Here is a 16,447-nt window from a genome sequence, read left to right as displayed (position 1 = left end):
ACCCTCCCCTTATAAAGGGGAGGGAACTGGATTTTCCAATCTCCCCCTAATACATCGGGGGGATTAAGGGGGGTAATTACCAATTATTTTCAAACCCAAAATGTAACTTCTACTGATTGATTTGGCAATAAACGCGGATCTTCTCCACGAGATATAGCCGCTATAATTGACTCTACAAATATATGAATTGTGTCCGCAGGCGTATTATAAAATTGTGTCCCGTATTTAGCGATCGCTTCTCCCTGAATACCCAAAATTTCCACGTCTTGGCGGATAATGTGTTGAGCAGTCCACCGCACGAAGGGACGCGCTAATTTATTCCAAATACCGTAGTTATAGGTGACATCAGTGTAAACGAGAGTTGAATTATCATTTTCTGGAATAGATTGACTGGTAATGAATAAGTGACGATTACGTGCTATTTTATACTCTACAGAGGTAATGTTTGGCATATAAAAGCGATCGCTATGTTTAATCTCTGCATTTTGCAAATTCAGAAAACGGCTGTACCATCCCAAATTACTGTTTTCGTTGCGATACTCCACCAAAACCGAACCATTGCAGCGTTCTACAGTCATCTCTAACTTTTGTTGGCGAGAAGTACGGAAAACACCAGGATGAACAAAAGCCGTATGGGGAATATCAATAAAGTTCTCCGCACAATTAGTCACGTTGTTAGCAAAACGGTTAATTACCCGCACCGTCTCCCATCCGGTTTGTCCGTAGTGAGGCATAGAAAAGGGTTCAGTCTCAATACTTGGGGCAACACTTGGGGTATCGGATAACCGCACATAAACATAGCCATCTTGTTCTTTGGTAGCGTAACACTTGGCTCGACGCTGTGAGGAAGGTTTGAAATCATCTCCTTCGGCTGGAACAGCAATAACGTTTCCAACGCCGTCATATACCCAACCATGATAGGGACATTGTAAAGCACCATCACAGATTTTACCTGTTGATAGACGGCTATTGCGGTGTAAACAGCGATCGCGCAAAGCTACGGGTTGTCCATCTTCACCGCGAAATATCGCTAACCATTCTCCTAAAATGCTACGTGATAATACTTTGTTAGGTTGTAGTTGGTTGCTGAGTGCGACAATATACCAAAAGTCTGCAAAGTGCATAGTGATGAGAGCGATCGTATTTAAATTATGGCAAGCTCTAAAGCCAATATTGGTGTATCACTCTAGGATGCGGTTAAGATATTGCTGTATAAGAGTGCTATAGGAATCCTATCTGATTTATGAACAGGTTTTCAGATGAAAGCCTTATAAAAAACAGGTTGTTCAGTCTCAATATTTTTTCAAAATCAATCGGACTCCTATAGATACTGAACTTAAATATAACTTGCATAAAATCCTCACTATCATGAATATAACTGAGTATCTTAAATTTAGAAAGCCTTACGAGAGAGCATTACGTCAACTTCTGCTAGAGCTTGACTTCTTTCTAGAGGAAGTAAAAGGTGTGAACGTTTACTCGCTTGAAAGTCGTTTGAAAACTTATGAAAGTGCCTCAGAAAAATCTCGTAAATTTACAAAATTAAACATCTCTGATATGCAAGATATTGCTGGCATACGAATTGTTGTTGCCACTTTTGAAGAAGTTGATATCCTTGCCAGATTTTTATCGCGCAAAGCAGATTCTAATGATTTAATAATCGAACTAGATCAACCCATTCAAAAAAGTAATGGATATAGGGCAAGACATATAGTAGTTAAATTTCAGGGTCATTACTCACGTTCGGTACATCCTACACGCATTGAAATCCAGTTACAAACGATATTACAACATGCGTATAATTTCATTTCTCGTGCTTGGGTATACAAGAGCGAACATACCTTTCCAAAAGATTGGCATCAAAGTTTTCGGGAAATTTCTCAGACACTTGCTCAATTAGACATAAGCATATCCAAACTACAGGAACAAGTATTAGCAATTTCTGCCTCTGATGGTGATAACGATCCATTAACACCATTTTCTTACCAAAGAATTGTTGCAAATATCCTCAGTGAGGATATGGATCTAAATGATTCAGTAGATATCGCTCGGATGCTTGTCGATATAGGATGTGATACAAACGGCAAATTAAAGTTATTCTTAAGTAACCCTGATATTCTGGAACTACGGAATCGTTTTCTCAATTTGAAGTCTAAACAAATGCAAGGATTTTCGGTATTAGTTTCTAATATGCTTTTACATAGTTTTTATTTAATATTTGGTACTCGTTTAGAAGGATGTAAAGAGATGTTAGATCAACTTGAATCAAGCTTTGAACCTAAAGAATTAAAACTTGAAGAAACCGATGTATCCTCTTCTGCTAGTTGAGCTAATTTGTGTGGATATGTAGAAAATCTCACATTTTCCAAAAACTAACAAGTGCGATTCCAAGTTTGATAGTAATAGATAGTTGCAAATTGTTGCACCACAAGCAACAACCATTGAAGTAAAATCTCACGATTTGGCAGCCCAAAGCAGGGAAATATCGTATTTATTGAACATTGAATCGGCACTGACAAGCGTCATTTTTTCTATCTGAGCCTGTGCAATCAACATTCTGTCAAAAGGATCTCGATGATGCAATGGTAAAGCAGCCGCTTGTAAAGCATGAGAGGCTGTAATTTCTAGCGATCGCATTCCCAACTGTGCCATCCGACTAGAAATATAACTGTCTAAAGGATCTGGCAGTGGCAACTTGCCGATAGCAACTTTTATACCTATTTCCCAAATACTGGCAACTGATAACCATAATTCATTGTTTTCATGGACAATGTGTGCGATTGCCTCCTCATTCAAACGCTCTGATTGGGCAAACCACCATAACCAACACTGCGTATCTAGCAAAAGTTTCACTCCTCACCGCCCTCAAATGCTGCCAACATCTCATCCGGTAAAGGAGCGTTAAAGTCCTCTGGTACTACAAAACGCCCTTTATCCTGTCCTAAACTATCGCGGCGATTTGATGAGGTACGAAACGGAACCAACTTGGCAATGGGAATACCTTTGTTAGAAATAATGATTTCTTCTCCATGCTCTACCCGTAACAAAAGCTGTGAGAGATTCATTTCAGCTTGATGGATATTTACAGTTTCCACGATTTTATTCAACTAAGTCTTTAAACTAAGTTTAACTAAATTTATCCTTCCATTCTACAAATTTCAACATTACCTGTAACATGAACCTGACAAGCTAACCGTGCATAAGGATTATTAGGTGCTAAAGTTTCTAACATTTCTTGTTCATCAGCTTCAGGAGGAGGAATATTACCAATAATCTTAATTAAACAAGTGCCACAAATACCAGTCCGACAACCAAACAAAACAGGTGAATTCTGAATCGTAAGATGTTCAGACAAATTTTTATTAAATTCCAAAGTGATAGAAGCAAAATCACTTCCCGGAAACGATATATTACATAAGTCAGGCATAATACGCAAAAATTTTACCTAAACAACGCTCTTACATTCCTCTCTGCGCCTCTCCGTCTCTGCGTGAGATAAAAATAAATCCTCTCGGTATTCAAAACCTTGAAAAGCCCTTTTTTGAGTTACCAAATATCGAGAAATTGAATTAGTAGCCATCAGTGACATATCCCGATTACGTTGCCAAAGATAATCAAGCTTTTCAACATAGACCTGATAAGATTTCATCGCTTCCTGATGAGTTGAAAAACTGCGCTGTAATCCTTCCGATTCTTCTGTAAAACAACGCCGCATCATTTCTTTAGCATCTCGAGCGCTCATACCAAAAATGGGCGATCGCAACACCTGATAAATCTTGCTATACAGCGCCGGATCGTACCAAAAAATCCCGTTAATCGCAGCCGAAAAATGAAAATGATCGCGCTGACATCCCCATAAGCCTAAATTAGCCACCAGTCGCTCAAAAGCAGTCGGTGGCTTAAGGCAAGTGACAACATCGTGAGATATAATTGTCGAACTATTGAAATGAAAACTTTCATCCATAAAGTGATAATAGGAGACTTTAGCCGGAATTGGAGCAGCTTCAGGATGAGGATGTTTTTGATAATAATTGCTAAGTTTGTGCTGTACTAACTTGCCGTTTAGTGTCCGCACTCCCCGAACTGTGAAATACTGACAAGCCAAAAAACTATTATTTGCAGAAATCAGCCCAAAGTATTGAAGTTGAATTCTTTTCCACCAAGTTTTTAGAGCATTGGTGTCAGCATAAACCATCGTTTCTGTAAAGGGGCCGCGCATGGGGTAGGTAAAGATAAGCTCCCCAAACAACGCTTGTTCAACCTCTTTGGCAATTGTGCGGAAGGCGTTAATGTGCGATCGCTCTTGGGCGGATTCCAAATCTAAGGTATCGCAGATTAAGCGGAAATCTTCTTGAGCGTAAAGTCCGGCTGCACTGGTTTGATTGAAAAAGATAGTGGCAATTTCAGCAGAAACAATTTGTGAGTAATAAGCTACCCAGTAAAGTTGGTTCAAAATTATACGCTGATGTTGGCTGGACTGTTCCCATAAAGGTGTACCATATAACAAGGAAAACTCTTCTGGATTCCAATACTCGTTTTGACAATCTTCATAGCGAAAATTGGTGACAGCTTCATCCATTAAAGCAGTATGGTCTTGCTGTTTGTTGCGAGTGTGGTTAATTTGTAATTTGCGATGAATAGTTTTTTCCATATCCGTTTTGATTTAACGCAGAGATAAGATTGATATTAATTACACACATTGATGGGCGGGGAGGGGTTGAAAGGCTCCGCGTTCTTCCAAAATTTGCAGGATAGACTGGGCTGATTTTATCCCCATGAGCGATCGCAATATTTGTAATCGCGTTCCACTATGGGTTTCAGTATCCAATTCTTCTAGAATTTGGATTTTTTGCGATCGCGTCAGATGTCCTTTTACTTGTTCAACTGCTGCTAGTACACTTTGCGGCCCTACCTGTACCATAAACAAAAACTGTGCTAATATATCGAGAATTGTTGTTTGACTGAATGCTGAAACAGAAGTTTGATTAAACAAGGTGGTTCCCGTAGCGTGATGACGGGATTCAGATTGTAAAAAACTGGAAAAAAGTTCTGCTAAAACTGGATAGCGACACTCCTTAGCTAAACGCCGATAATGGCTTAAACCCCATCCTTCTAAAACGACTTGCAGCACAAACAATAAAACTGTTTTATCTGCACTTCCAACCACTTCTGATAATAAGCGCAAAAACGGATCGTCCGTGCTAGTTACTTCCATTTCTGGTAAAAAATGGCTAATTTTGTGAAGGTGGGTAGCTTCATCAGCCGTAAACAATCCATAAAGAATTCGTTCTTCAACTGTTTCTGCTAACAGTACCATTTTTGCCATGTAGCCAACGCCTGCTTTCTCAATGAAATATGATTCTTCTAACAAACTGCGGTTTGCAAGCTCCAGAATAGCAGATTGTTCCGTAATATTAGATTCTTGAAAAATTTGGACTCGATGTAAGTTGAAAAAATCAGCATCCCAATAATTTAATTGTGGGTAATTAGCAAAATTATTCTGATTGGGTAATGCTGCTGTTAATATCCGTCGCAAACGGTCATTAGAATCTCTGTGTGGTAGATCAAAACCAACAATATTATATTTAAAATCCATATTTTTCTTGTTCAATTAAAGTGAATTCATGATTAGAATTTGAGAAGACTTTTTAAAAGTTATATTTGTTACCAAAAGCATCTAATCTCCCTTTATAAAGGGGGGAAACTGGAAATCTAGTCCCCTCCCCTTTACAAGGGGAGGGTTAGGGTGGGGTAATGTCATAATTTGATGTGCTATACGACACTTTACAAACATCCTCTGATAGGGTTTGAATATTTGGATAATTAACAGTTTCCCAAGTTCCCCAGCTTAAAGCTTTCTGATGATTAACGTGTTGAATAAATTCCAGAATAGATTGATCTGCTTTAGTCGGAGTCTTCAAATCAAACTGAATTGTCTGAAATACCTGCGTATCACCTTTTGCAAAGTAATTACCAACCTGCTGAGTTAACCATAACAAACTACGATTTAAAACCCATCCCCAAAATCCCGAACGCTTAGGAGTTACAAGAATTGTTTGCCCTTCAGTTTTTCCACCTTCTATCATTCGCAGCGTAAATATAATATAAAAGTGCAGAAAATCCGGCCCTAACGTCACAGTGCCAGTGCTGCCATACCAATAACACATACTATAAGTAACTTCGTTGCGATATAGAGGACGAATCAGGCGAATTAACCAAGAATCATTACCTCCCCGTGTAATGTTACTGAAGGTAATAGCGTTGGCGTTGATGTCTTGGGAATCAAATACAATCTCTAAAGGCAGATTGTGTACTGTATTGAAATGGTGAGCATCAATCGCATTAATTAGCAAGACATTGGGATGGCAGTTTTTGACAAATCGAGTTCCCAATATATAATTGCAATCTGCCTGTTCTAACTCTGGTACAAAGGGCAGTAAACTTGGCTTTTCTTCTCCCACCCAAACCCAAATCATGCCGTATTTTTCCGATGTATACCAAGTTTTAATACACACAGGTAGCGGTTTTCCAAGAGAAGGAACATCTACACAAATGCCGCGACTGTCATACTTCCAATTATGAAAAAAGCAGCGAATTTCATCACCTTCTACCTTACCTTCTGCTAAATGAGCGCCCATGTGTGGGCAATAAGCATCTACAGCTACTACTTGACTACTAACTCCCCGATAAATTGCCAGCTTTCTACCTAGTAAAGTTATAGCTTTTACCTTACCAACTTTTAATTTTTTCGATGGTAATGCCCAGTACCATCCTTCTATAAATTGTGTCGGATTATTAAAGTTTGATTGTAGGTTTGTAGATGCCATAAAAGTTAAACAAGAACACAATCTTGCACAAATTGTAACGATGATTCTGACTCCCACATCCGTTTTCCAGCACGAGTGAGATTGTCATAGTTAATTTCAGTTAAACAAACTAATTCATCCCCTAATCGATAACCTGGGTTTTTTTCTTCAAAAAACTGGATATGGGGGTTAGTCTGTCTTCCTGTGGGGATTTCAATTAAACCTTCACAGAGAATTTGGGGATGCGGAAAATTGACGATACCAGTTGCTTCTTGGTATAAACTACCATAGTATTGCTGCGCTAAACTCACCATCAGATTTGTTACATCCGCAGGTGTTGTAACATCATAACGCGGATAGAAATCTTGCCAAAAAGTAGGCAGAAAACGATAAGTGCGAAAACCAGAGCAAATTAGCAGCCAGTAAAGTTTATTTTCTGCATAGTGTTGACGCAGAAAATTGATAGCGGCAATCCAACTACGTGGTAGTGTTGTACTCGACCACGCACTAGGATCGACAATAGTATCGCCAGAATATACTACACTAATTTTTTCTCCCAAAAAAGTCTTTTGGCATAACATCAGAGTTGAAAATCCTTTGAGTGCGTTGGATGTTTCATCTCTCAACAATAAAACCCAGTTCTTGCGCTCTAAATCGACTAGAAACCCATCCCAGGTTATACCTTGGAAGTGATTTTGCAGCAACGCATACATGGCAGTGCGATCGCTTGATTGCAAATTTTGAACAGGAATCAGCAAACTCTTCATTATTCGGAAATTACCTAAAATTGATTAATCTGTTTGTAATTAAAACTTTATCGATCAAATTAGTAAATTTACGGTGTAGTGTGACAGATTCCAAAATGGTTATTTACGCTACAATCATCTGTTCACACTAAGCTAATCGGCATTGAAATTGCAACATAGCCACTATTACCCTCGTATTTTATCTTTCGATGCCACTTAATGACTTATCTGGCTGCTTCATCACAATTGATGCGATGGGCACTCAGAAAGCGATGAGTATTAATTAGTCAATGTCAACAAGTTTCCTTTTGATACTAAGCAGAGTTGCGATGCCTGCGGCGAGTTACGCTAATGCCGAATATAAGGTTAATACCTAAAAGCATTGCTATATCTGGGTTATGGAAAATACCAAGATTTTTCAACTAACTTGCGGAATGTGGGCTAAACATGGCTGAAATACCTAAATTGTATGAGTACTTGTGTTAAGATGCATAAGTTTTATACTAGTACTGACGTACCAATTAGAAAAGAAATTTATTTATTGTTTGCGTACAGTACAAACCTACAGTTGATACGAAGCCGTTAAAGCCACCGCCAAAGCATCCGCAGCATCATCCGGCTTGGGAATCTCATCTAAATCTAACTCCCGTGCTACCGCCTCTTGAACTTCCGACTTATCCGCATTGCCATACCCCGTTAAAGCTTGTTTAATTTGAGCCGGAGTAAACTCTATGTAAGGAAGACGACACTGACCCAACACCAAAATGAGTACACCCCTTGCCTGAGCAACCAGGATTGTATTTGACATCCGATAGAAAAATAGTTTCTCGATCGCTACCAAATCTGGTTTAAATTCTTCTATGACGGTGTGTAAATCATCAAATAAGGTACATAGCCTCTGTCCCATTTCTGCATCTGCTGATGTTTTAATTACCCCAAAATCCAGCATATTTACTGTAGTTTCTTGCACTTTATTGGAAATTTGTGTATAGGTAATTACCCCAAACCCTAAAGTTGCCAGTCCTGGATCTAATCCTAAAATTCGTTTTTCCATTCAATTCACTTTTAGTAAGCCACGCTATTGTTTAAGTGGGAATACTGGCAATCTTAACCACTTGCTCTTAGTCTAATGGAATAGACAAATATAATAGTTTCACGCCTAGTGTTTTAAACCAAGTGGTGTACATTTTCTGTTAATTATTGTTTGTAGCACTGCTGTAAATCAGGTATGTCAATTGGTTTTCTCAGACAAGCCCTCAACGCCCTGCAAAAGCAGTCGCGTTCTCGTACTTCCTATCGGGTTAACCAGTGGTTCAAATGGTTATCCCCTGGACTATCGGTCAAACGTTGGTTGTTGATTAGTGTTGGGGGTGTACTGCTGACGAGTTTGGGGTTAGCTATCTGGATTAAGCTGACCCCAATTTTTTGGATGATAGAGTTGTTTCGGAATTTCTTGGTAGTAATCACCAACATCTTACCCAACTATATTAGTGGGCCTTTGGTGCTGCTCGGTGGCTTGCTGTTGGTGCTTTGGGGACAAACTCGCACCGTTGGCTCAATTACTAAGGTACTAAGAGCAGAAGGTGGAGAAGAACTCATCGATGTATTGCTGGCACATCATCGATTGTACCGAGGGCCGAAAATAGTGGTAATTGGTGGTGGGACGGGACTTTCTACGTTGTTGAGAGGACTGAAAACTTACAGCGCTAATATTACTGCTATTGTCACTGTAGCCGACGATGGTGGATCTTCTGGGCGGTTGCGTCAAGAATTTGGAGTGCTACCACCAGGGGATATCCGCAATTGTTTGGCTGCACTAGCAGATGAAGAAAAGTTATTAACAGAATTGTTTCAATACCGTTTTCGGGCTGGAGATGGGTTAACGGGTCACAGTTTTGGCAATTTGTTTTTAACGGCAATGAGTGATATTACTGGAGATTTAGAACAAGCAGTTGCAGCTAGTTCTAAGGTGCTAGCGGTCCGAGGACAAGTACTACCAGCAACTCTCAGTGATGTTCGCCTCTGGGCAGAATTAGCTGATGGTCGCCGCATTGACGGGGAGTCTAGCATTCCCAAAGCTGGGGGGAAAATTGTCAAAATTGGTTGCATTCCAGCTAATCCTCCAGCAGTACCAGCAGCGATTAAGGCACTTAAAGAAGCTGATTACATTATTATTGGGCCGGGTAGCCTTTATACAAGCCTGATTCCTAATTTATTAGTACCAGAAATTGCCGATGCGATCGCTCAAACATCTGTCCCCCGTATTTATATCTGCAATATAATGACTCAACCAGGAGAAACTGAAGGCTATACTGTTGCAGATCACATTAGATCAATTGATGCTGCTTGTGGGCAAAGACGGCTATTTGATGCTGTACTAATTCACAAAAAATCCCCCTCGGAGCAATCACTCATGCGCTACGCCCAACAAAATTCTCATCCCGTTTTTCTGGATAGAGAAGCTGTCATTCAGCTAGGGCGAAGGATTGTTCCAGCTAATGTTTTGTATGAAGATGAAACGGGTGTTGTCCGTCACAATCCGCAGAAACTAGCACAAGTATTGTTGCGGTGGTACGGTAGAGGTCATCATGGTAGGTAGTCATTAGTCATTTGCAAATAACCAATACCCAATACCCAATACCCAATGACTAATATAATTGATGAAAATATGAAGATTTTTCTTGCAGATACAGAGGCGACACTACGCTTAGGTATTACTCTCGGAGAATCCCTGACTCCTGGCAGTGTAATTTTACTAGAAGGTGATTTAGGGGCTGGTAAAACTACCCTAGTTCAAGGTATTGGCAAGGGTTTGGGAATTTCTGAATGTATTGTCAGTCCTACTTTCACCCTGATCAATGAGTACACGGAAGGACGGCTCCCCCTTTACCACCTGGATTTATATCGCTTAGAACCACAAGAAGTTGCAGCTTTGAATTTAGAAAGTTACTGGGAAGGTGCTGAGATTGTACCAGGAATTGTGGCAGTTGAATGGGCGGAACGATTACCCTACAAGCCAGATAGTTATCTGAGTGTGAGTTTAACTTATGGGGATGGGGGTACTCGTCAAGTCGAACTCATACCATTCAATTGTGCTATCTAAGTTCATCTCCCGACCCAAGTACGAGAGATTTCACCTTTTTAAATCGCAACACTAAAAAATTTCTGCCAATAGTCGAGGGAGAACTCCACACTCGTCCTATCTACCACTACCACGTTCACCACTGTAAGTCACTAACATTGTTCTCTCAACCAAAAATAAACGAAATAATTGTTCAACAGCAGATATATTGCAATAGGGTTCAGTTAAAGCCAAAAACAGAGATCCAAATAGGTTGAGTTGAAATATAGTTCTTTTGAACTTTTTGTTTATCTACTCTAGTGGTCTATCACAAAAGTTTTGATGAGTTTGTAATCAGCACTAAAGTGCTTAAAAATTCAATAATTAAAGTCCTTACTATAAACATGTCTGTTCCTCAGAATTAATAAGACAGACCACTACTACTTCTTTCGTACCTCTGAGATATTCGAGATTGACATCTACTAGCTTTATTGTTGTAATCAGCAGTTAAAAAATGATTTAGATGGTATATAAATCAAGCAGATGTAAATAGACTGTTGTTGGGTAAATGAGAGTTTGACAGAACTTAGCCAGCCTGAACCAGACTAGTTACCTACTGTCATTCGGAGATCCAATCGGGATTAGTGAGTAGCCAAAGCTAGTAGAGAAAAATTAAACAAAGTCAAGTTATGTATAAGTCGTTTAACTTTCCTTCCACTTAGTATTCCCAAGTTATGTTCATAATCTATACCAATTAATAAATTAATTTATGCTTTTTAATTATTTTAAATAATTTTAGCTAACAAAAAATTCTGAGATTAACATCTGTAATTAGCACTTGGATCGAGACATTATTAACTAAAACATCTCGTATTTTTACAGGAATCATAGTAGAAATACGAGATGTTATGCCCTAAATTACCTTATGTTAATATGCCTACGTGGATGCACTAGTTATCTCTAATAAAAGAAGCGATCGCCTTTTTGATCGGAGAACCAGAGTCGTCTCTGGTATAGTAAGTAAGACCTCGATCGATAAATGCAGAGGTAGTATCTATTAACTGCTGAATAATCTCCGCGCTAGCATCATCTATTTCTTCGGTGACTTTTTCGCCTGTAAATCGGTTTTTTCGATCTTCTGGAGGTAAGACAATGCGAGGATCTTTATAAGTTTCTTTTGGCTTGGGTTGAAATGTCTCATTTAAGTCAAATTGAAGGCGTAAGTAACGTTTAGAATCGTATCCACCCATGATTTGTCGGCAAATCGTACTATCAATCTCAGATGTAGGTTCCATGAAGATATTAGTCAGATTTTGTACCCAGTCTAAGCCTCTCCATTTGCTTATTTGCTTATATTGATATGGTTCACCACTTTGACCTGTGCCAATAGAGAGGATAGAAATATCTTCCAATCGCAGATTATCCAATTTATATTTTTGCTTGATTGTTGAAGATATTGAAGATTGACTTATCCTCATTACTAAACTCAAAGCTGCAAGACAAGGGTTGTTAGCAGAAACTCCGCCATCAATGTGTGGAAATTCCCAATCACCAAATTTTTCTTTATCTATAGGTTCTAATTTATATGGTGGGAAAAAACTGGGAGCTGAGGCAGAAGCGGTACATATTTCCCATAAAGAACAGTCATCGTACCATCTGTCTCCTAAATCTGGATGACAGTTTGTAAAAAAGGTTGTATTTCGATATAGCGTATCGTAGGCAAGAATTAAAACAATCGGTTTTTCAATATCCTTTATTCTTGTGGATTTGTATGCGTCTTTGAGGACGCTAGTAATTCCATCATGAGAATATTTAGCTGCTGAGAACACATCAATAATTGATTTTATGATGGGTGGTAAGTTTTTATAGCGGTTTTTTACCTTTGGCGGAAATATATCTTTACCCCGCTCTGTATACAGTTTAATTAGTTCATCACTCTCCTTCCCAACAGCAATTCCTCCTGCTAATATTGAACCGGTAGAAGTGCCAGTAATTAGGTCAAAGTACTCGTGTAAAAAATTTCCTTTCCCCTGATTTCTAATTTCTTTTTCTACTTGTTGAAGTATTCGTGCTGCAATGACTCCACGAATACCGCCACCGTCTAAAGCCAAAATTTTGAATGACATAGCAATTCTCCTTGATTATTTCTATAGCCCCTTTTTAAGAGAGGTTCGAGGATCTTTCCTCAGTAAACAAGCTAACCGAACTGTATTGCATAGACACAGAGTGGCTTTCCGCACGTTAGGAAACAAAGGAATAAGAGTTTCAGAGAGTTATTGTGTAAGTCCTATAGTTATTGAAGATTTGACTTGAAACACTTATAAATAAATTCAGGGTTTTAAGTTGCAATTTCTGATACAGCGACAAGTCAATACCCTTTGGTTAAAAGGGTAAAGGAGAAAAAACAAAAATTTTCGTCTTTTAGCTTTAACCAAACCATATTGGTCTAGTCTTAACTCTGGATAGATGAAAATCTTGCCCGTTCAAGTATGACTTTGATGTAAAATTATTTGTCTACTACGTAAGCTTAAATAAATATTTGCTATAAGAAAGTTAAAGCTTGACCACGCACTTCCGTATTGACCTGACCTTTGTCATAAACTATTTCACCCCCGACAATAGTTGTTGTAGCCCAGCCAGTGAGGTTCCAGCCTTCAAAGGGACTCCAACGGCATTTGGTTAAAAGCTCCTCGCGCCGGACTGGACGGTATGTGTTTAAATCTACAAGCACTAAATCGGCATCATAACCAGGTGCGATCGCTCCTTTATTAGGAATACCATAAGCTACAGCTACATTCTTAGACATCCAGTTCACAACTTGGGCAACAGTACACTTCCCCTCCATCGCCGCAGTTAGCATCAAGGCTAGGGAAGTTTCCACTCCAGGCATTCCCGAAGGACTATTGGGGTATTCTTGAGCTTTTTCTTCTAAGGTGTGCGGCGCGTGATCTGTAGCGATGAAATCAATCACGCCATCGCGCAAAGCTTGCCAGAGGACTTCGTTATCGTGGGGCGATCGCAAAGGTGGATTCATCTGTGCTAAGGTACCAATCTGCTCATAAGCACTGGTGTTCAACAATAAATGCTGTGGTGTCACCTCTGCTGTTACCCAACTCGGTTTCTCTTGACGCAGCAAATCTGCTTCTTCGGCTGTTGACATGTGGAGAATATGCAGACGACGGTGATATTTTTGAGAAAGTTTTAATGCCAGTTGGGTTGCAAGCATTGCCGCTTGATTATCTTGAATTTGCGAGTGAACGGCTGGGTTGTGGATGTTGGCAAATTCTTGGCGGCGTTGATTGATTCTAGCTTGGTCTTCGGCATGAACGGCAATCAAGCGATCGCCTTTGGCAAATATCGCAGAGAGTGCTGTTTCGCCATCAACTAGCAACTGACCGTGCATCGACCCCATGAAAATCTTAATTCCCGATGTTGGCTTTGCCAAAAGCAAATCTGGTAGATTCTCTGCTGTTGCCCCAATAAAAAAGCCATAATTAACCACGCACTTTTGTGAGGCCCGGTCTAGCTTGTCGTTTAAAGCCTGCTGTGTCGTTGTCAAGGGACGCGTATTGGGCATTTCTAAAAAGGAAGTGACTCCACCTTTAGCACATGCACAACTGGCAGTGAATAAATCTTCCTTGTGTTCTAATCCAGGTTCCCGAAAATGTACCTGCGGATCGATAACTCCCGGCAACAAAGTTAACCCTTCTGCGTCAATTTCAGTGGCTAGTGGTGTTTGGGAGATTTCTGGCGCAACTTCGACTATTTGGCGATCGCGCGTCAACACATCCCCAATCATCAGTTCACCATTGGGTAAGACTATGCGAGCGCGGCGAATCAGTAAAATTTTTGGAGATGACATAGGGCTAACAAAGTTCACGCAGGGAGCTATATATTACAGACAGACAACTATGATTTTAGGTTAAACTTAGTCGCACTCGGAGTGTTAAATTTTTTGCCGCGCGTTAAAAAAAAGTTTACTTTTAATCTATGAAGTACTCTGTGAATCAATTTGGAATTTGGGATTTGGGATTGACCTTATTTTACAAGGGATAAGGTTTGGGGATTTTAGGTTGTTTTCGCCTACCAGAGACCAGTCATAATCCTCAATCCAAAATCTAAAATCCACAATCTAAAATTGGTAGTCAGGATGCGAACATAATCAGGAAATTAAAATTTTCCCGTTAAGATTAACAGATAAAGTCTCACTAGGTGAGTTAATTACCTATATCTTTCCTTCCGTTAAGTAATTTCATGCAAAATCAAGTGCCTGATAACAACTCTAGTCAACAACCCGATAATTCCTGGATCGCAGAGCTAGGTAGAACAATTGTATTGAGTATTATTCTAGCTCTGGGTATTCGTACCTTTGTTGCTGAAGCACGCTGGATTCCTTCTGGATCGATGGAACCGACTCTGCATGGTACGCCAAACCAGTGGGAAGCAGACAAAATCATTGTCGATAAATTGAAATATAAATTTGCTGACCCGCAGAGGGGAGATATTGTGGTATTTTCACCTACAAAAGAGTTGCAAAAAGAACAATACCAGGATGCTTTTATAAAACGGGTGATTGGCTTACCTGGAGAACAAGTGCAACTTAGAGATGGCAAGGTCTATATTAATAATAAACCCCTACCAGAAACTAATTATCTCAGTTCTGGCCAGACCACTGTAATTGATGTTTGCCAATCAGGTCCACAGCCACCTTTTTTAGCAAGACCTCAAACTATACCAACCGATTCATACTTGGTTCTAGGTGATAATCGTAATAATAGTTACGATGGACGCTGTTGGGGTGTTGTCCCCCGCCAAAATATTATTGGACGGGCTGTAGTTCGCTTCTGGCCTCTAAATCATATTGGGGGAATAGATAAATCGCCACTATATCCATAAATTAACAATATTATTAGGTGGATAAGTAACAAAATAATTTTAGATTTTAGATTGGGGGCTGCTAAATCACCAATCTTTAATCCAAAATCCCAAATCTAAAATCTCAAATTGCTATGATGCCTTACCTAGCTAAGATTTTACTGTATCCAGTTAAATCACTGGATGGTGTCGAAGTTGAAAAAGCTAGAGTTCTTGCCAGTGGTGCACTACAGCATGACCGCGAGTTTGCTATTTTTGATGAACAGGGTAAGTTTGTCAATGGCAAACATCATGCTAAAATCCATCTACTAAGGGCGCAATTTACACTCCTCGATAGAACTATCTCGTTACAAATTCCAGGCGGCAACTCACAACAAATTTTTCATCTGGATGATAGTCGGCAAGCCTTAGAAGCAACTTTAAGTGATTATTTTGGGTTTGCTGTCACATTAAGACAAAACTCTTTGATGGGCTTTCCTGACGATACACGCTCACCAGGGCCAACGGTAATTAGTACAGCAACCTTGACAGAAGTAGCTTCTTGGTTTCCCGGTTTAAGTGTAGATGAAATCCGCCGACGGATGCGTGCCAATATCGAGATTGATGGTGTACCAGCATTTTGGGAAGATCGGCTATTTAACGAACAAGGTGATTTAGTCTCCTTTCGAGTAGGAGATGTGGATTTATTTGGGGTTAATCCATGCCAACGTTGTATAGTCCCAACCCGCGATTCTTACTTAGGGGAAACTTACCCAAACTTTCAAAAAATATTTGCAGCCCAACGACAAGCAACTCTACCAAATTGGGTTGCTGCATTGCCTTTTAATCACTTTTACAGATTGAGTGTTAATACCCAATTACCCCCATCGTCAGCCGAAAAAATTTTACAAATCACCGATGAGGTTGACATACTTATATAAGTAAATTAATATTTGGTTACAATAAAAAATACTAAGTAA

16 protein-coding genes are annotated in these 16,447 nt (G+C 39.6%); 5 read left to right on the top strand and 11 right to left on the bottom strand.

The annotated features are described in order from the left end of the window. Positions 1–89: 89 nt before the first annotated feature. Positions 90–1,124, bottom strand: a complete 1,035-nt coding sequence (locus tag V7K42_RS01990) for an aromatic ring-hydroxylating dioxygenase subunit alpha (RefSeq protein ID WP_334913059.1) — start codon at positions 1,122–1,124, stop codon at positions 90–92. A 244-nt stretch (positions 1,125–1,368) separates the two neighbouring features. On the opposite strand from V7K42_RS01990, the gene V7K42_RS01985 reads away from it, so the two are divergent. Next, positions 1,369–2,328: a hypothetical protein gene (locus V7K42_RS01985; protein ID WP_334913057.1), complete on the top strand. Its 960-nt coding sequence runs from the start codon at positions 1,369–1,371 to the stop codon at positions 2,326–2,328. A 126-nt stretch (positions 2,329–2,454) separates the two neighbouring features. On the opposite strand, the gene V7K42_RS01980 is transcribed toward V7K42_RS01985, so the two are convergent. The 8 genes from V7K42_RS01980 to ruvC form a co-directional block, all read right to left on the bottom strand. Continuing rightward, complete coding sequence (locus V7K42_RS01980; RefSeq protein ID WP_334913055.1) at positions 2,455–2,853, bottom strand: type II toxin-antitoxin system VapC family toxin; 399 nt, start codon at positions 2,851–2,853, stop codon at positions 2,455–2,457. Further along, entirely contained in the window at positions 2,850–3,095 is a 246-nt protein-coding gene (locus V7K42_RS01975; protein ID WP_334913052.1) for a type II toxin-antitoxin system Phd/YefM family antitoxin, read from the bottom strand. The genes V7K42_RS01980 and V7K42_RS01975 overlap by 4 nt, the downstream gene beginning before the upstream one ends. Before the next feature lie 41 nt (positions 3,096–3,136). Further along, positions 3,137–3,427: a 2Fe-2S iron-sulfur cluster-binding protein gene (locus V7K42_RS01970; RefSeq protein WP_334913050.1), complete on the bottom strand. Its 291-nt coding sequence runs from the start codon at positions 3,425–3,427 to the stop codon at positions 3,137–3,139. Between the two features lie 18 nt (positions 3,428–3,445). After that, positions 3,446–4,651, bottom strand: a complete 1,206-nt coding sequence (locus V7K42_RS01965) for a P-aminobenzoate N-oxygenase AurF (protein WP_334913048.1) — start codon at positions 4,649–4,651, stop codon at positions 3,446–3,448. 39 nt (positions 4,652–4,690) lie between these two features. Next, a complete protein-coding gene (locus tag V7K42_RS01960; protein WP_334913045.1) occupies positions 4,691–5,596 on the bottom strand; it encodes a ferritin-like domain-containing protein in 906 nt (301 codons plus the stop codon). 145 nt (positions 5,597–5,741) lie between these two features. After that, complete coding sequence (locus V7K42_RS01955) at positions 5,742–6,827, bottom strand: aromatic ring-hydroxylating dioxygenase subunit alpha (protein ID WP_334913043.1); 1,086 nt, start codon at positions 6,825–6,827, stop codon at positions 5,742–5,744. A gap of 5 nt (positions 6,828–6,832) precedes the next feature. Continuing rightward, positions 6,833–7,573, bottom strand: coding sequence for a hypothetical protein (locus V7K42_RS01950; RefSeq protein WP_334913042.1), 741 nt, complete (start codon positions 7,571–7,573; stop codon positions 6,833–6,835). A gap of 541 nt (positions 7,574–8,114) precedes the next feature. Then, on the bottom strand, positions 8,115–8,606 hold the full coding sequence (gene ruvC, locus V7K42_RS01945) for a crossover junction endodeoxyribonuclease RuvC (RefSeq protein WP_334913040.1): 492 nt from the start codon (positions 8,604–8,606) through the stop codon (positions 8,115–8,117). A gap of 174 nt (positions 8,607–8,780) precedes the next feature. Here ruvC and V7K42_RS01940 point away from each other — a divergent pair, with 174 nt between their 5' ends. Together V7K42_RS01940 and tsaE are read left to right on the top strand one after the other, a co-directional pair. Further along, the gene (locus tag V7K42_RS01940; protein WP_334913038.1) at positions 8,781–10,151 is read left to right on the top strand and encodes a gluconeogenesis factor YvcK family protein; all 1,371 of its coding nucleotides are present in this window, start codon (positions 8,781–8,783) and stop codon (positions 10,149–10,151) included. 69 nt (positions 10,152–10,220) lie between these two features. Further along, positions 10,221–10,655: a tRNA (adenosine(37)-N6)-threonylcarbamoyltransferase complex ATPase subunit type 1 TsaE gene (gene tsaE, locus V7K42_RS01935; RefSeq protein WP_334913165.1), complete on the top strand. Its 435-nt coding sequence runs from the start codon at positions 10,221–10,223 to the stop codon at positions 10,653–10,655. Between the two features lie 908 nt (positions 10,656–11,563). Here the strand turns inward: tsaE and V7K42_RS01930 are convergent. After that, positions 11,564–12,739 carry a patatin-like phospholipase family protein gene (locus V7K42_RS01930; protein WP_334913036.1) on the bottom strand — a complete coding sequence of 392 codons (1,176 nt, stop codon included), beginning with the start codon at positions 12,737–12,739 and terminating at the stop codon, positions 11,564–11,566. 416 nt (positions 12,740–13,155) lie between these two features. Next, positions 13,156–14,475 (bottom strand): dihydroorotase, encoded by a 1,320-nt coding sequence (locus V7K42_RS01925; RefSeq protein ID WP_334913034.1) that lies wholly within the window; start codon positions 14,473–14,475, stop codon positions 13,156–13,158. Positions 14,476–14,867: 392 nt separating this feature from the next. Here V7K42_RS01925 and lepB point away from each other — a divergent pair, with 392 nt between their 5' ends. Together lepB and V7K42_RS01915 are read left to right on the top strand one after the other, a co-directional pair. After that, the gene (lepB, locus tag V7K42_RS01920; RefSeq protein ID WP_094345119.1) at positions 14,868–15,509 is read left to right on the top strand and encodes a signal peptidase I; all 642 of its coding nucleotides are present in this window, start codon (positions 14,868–14,870) and stop codon (positions 15,507–15,509) included. A gap of 116 nt (positions 15,510–15,625) precedes the next feature. Continuing rightward, positions 15,626–16,408, top strand: a complete 783-nt coding sequence (locus tag V7K42_RS01915; RefSeq protein WP_334913162.1) for an MOSC domain-containing protein — start codon at positions 15,626–15,628, stop codon at positions 16,406–16,408. Positions 16,409–16,447 lie beyond the last annotated feature (39 nt).

Source organism: Nostoc sp., assembly GCF_036917455.1.
Classification (GTDB): domain Bacteria; phylum Cyanobacteriota; class Cyanobacteriia; order Cyanobacteriales; family Nostocaceae; genus Nostoc.
Note: the sequence above shows the minus strand (reverse complement) of the source record. Positions and strands in the feature narration are given on the sequence as shown.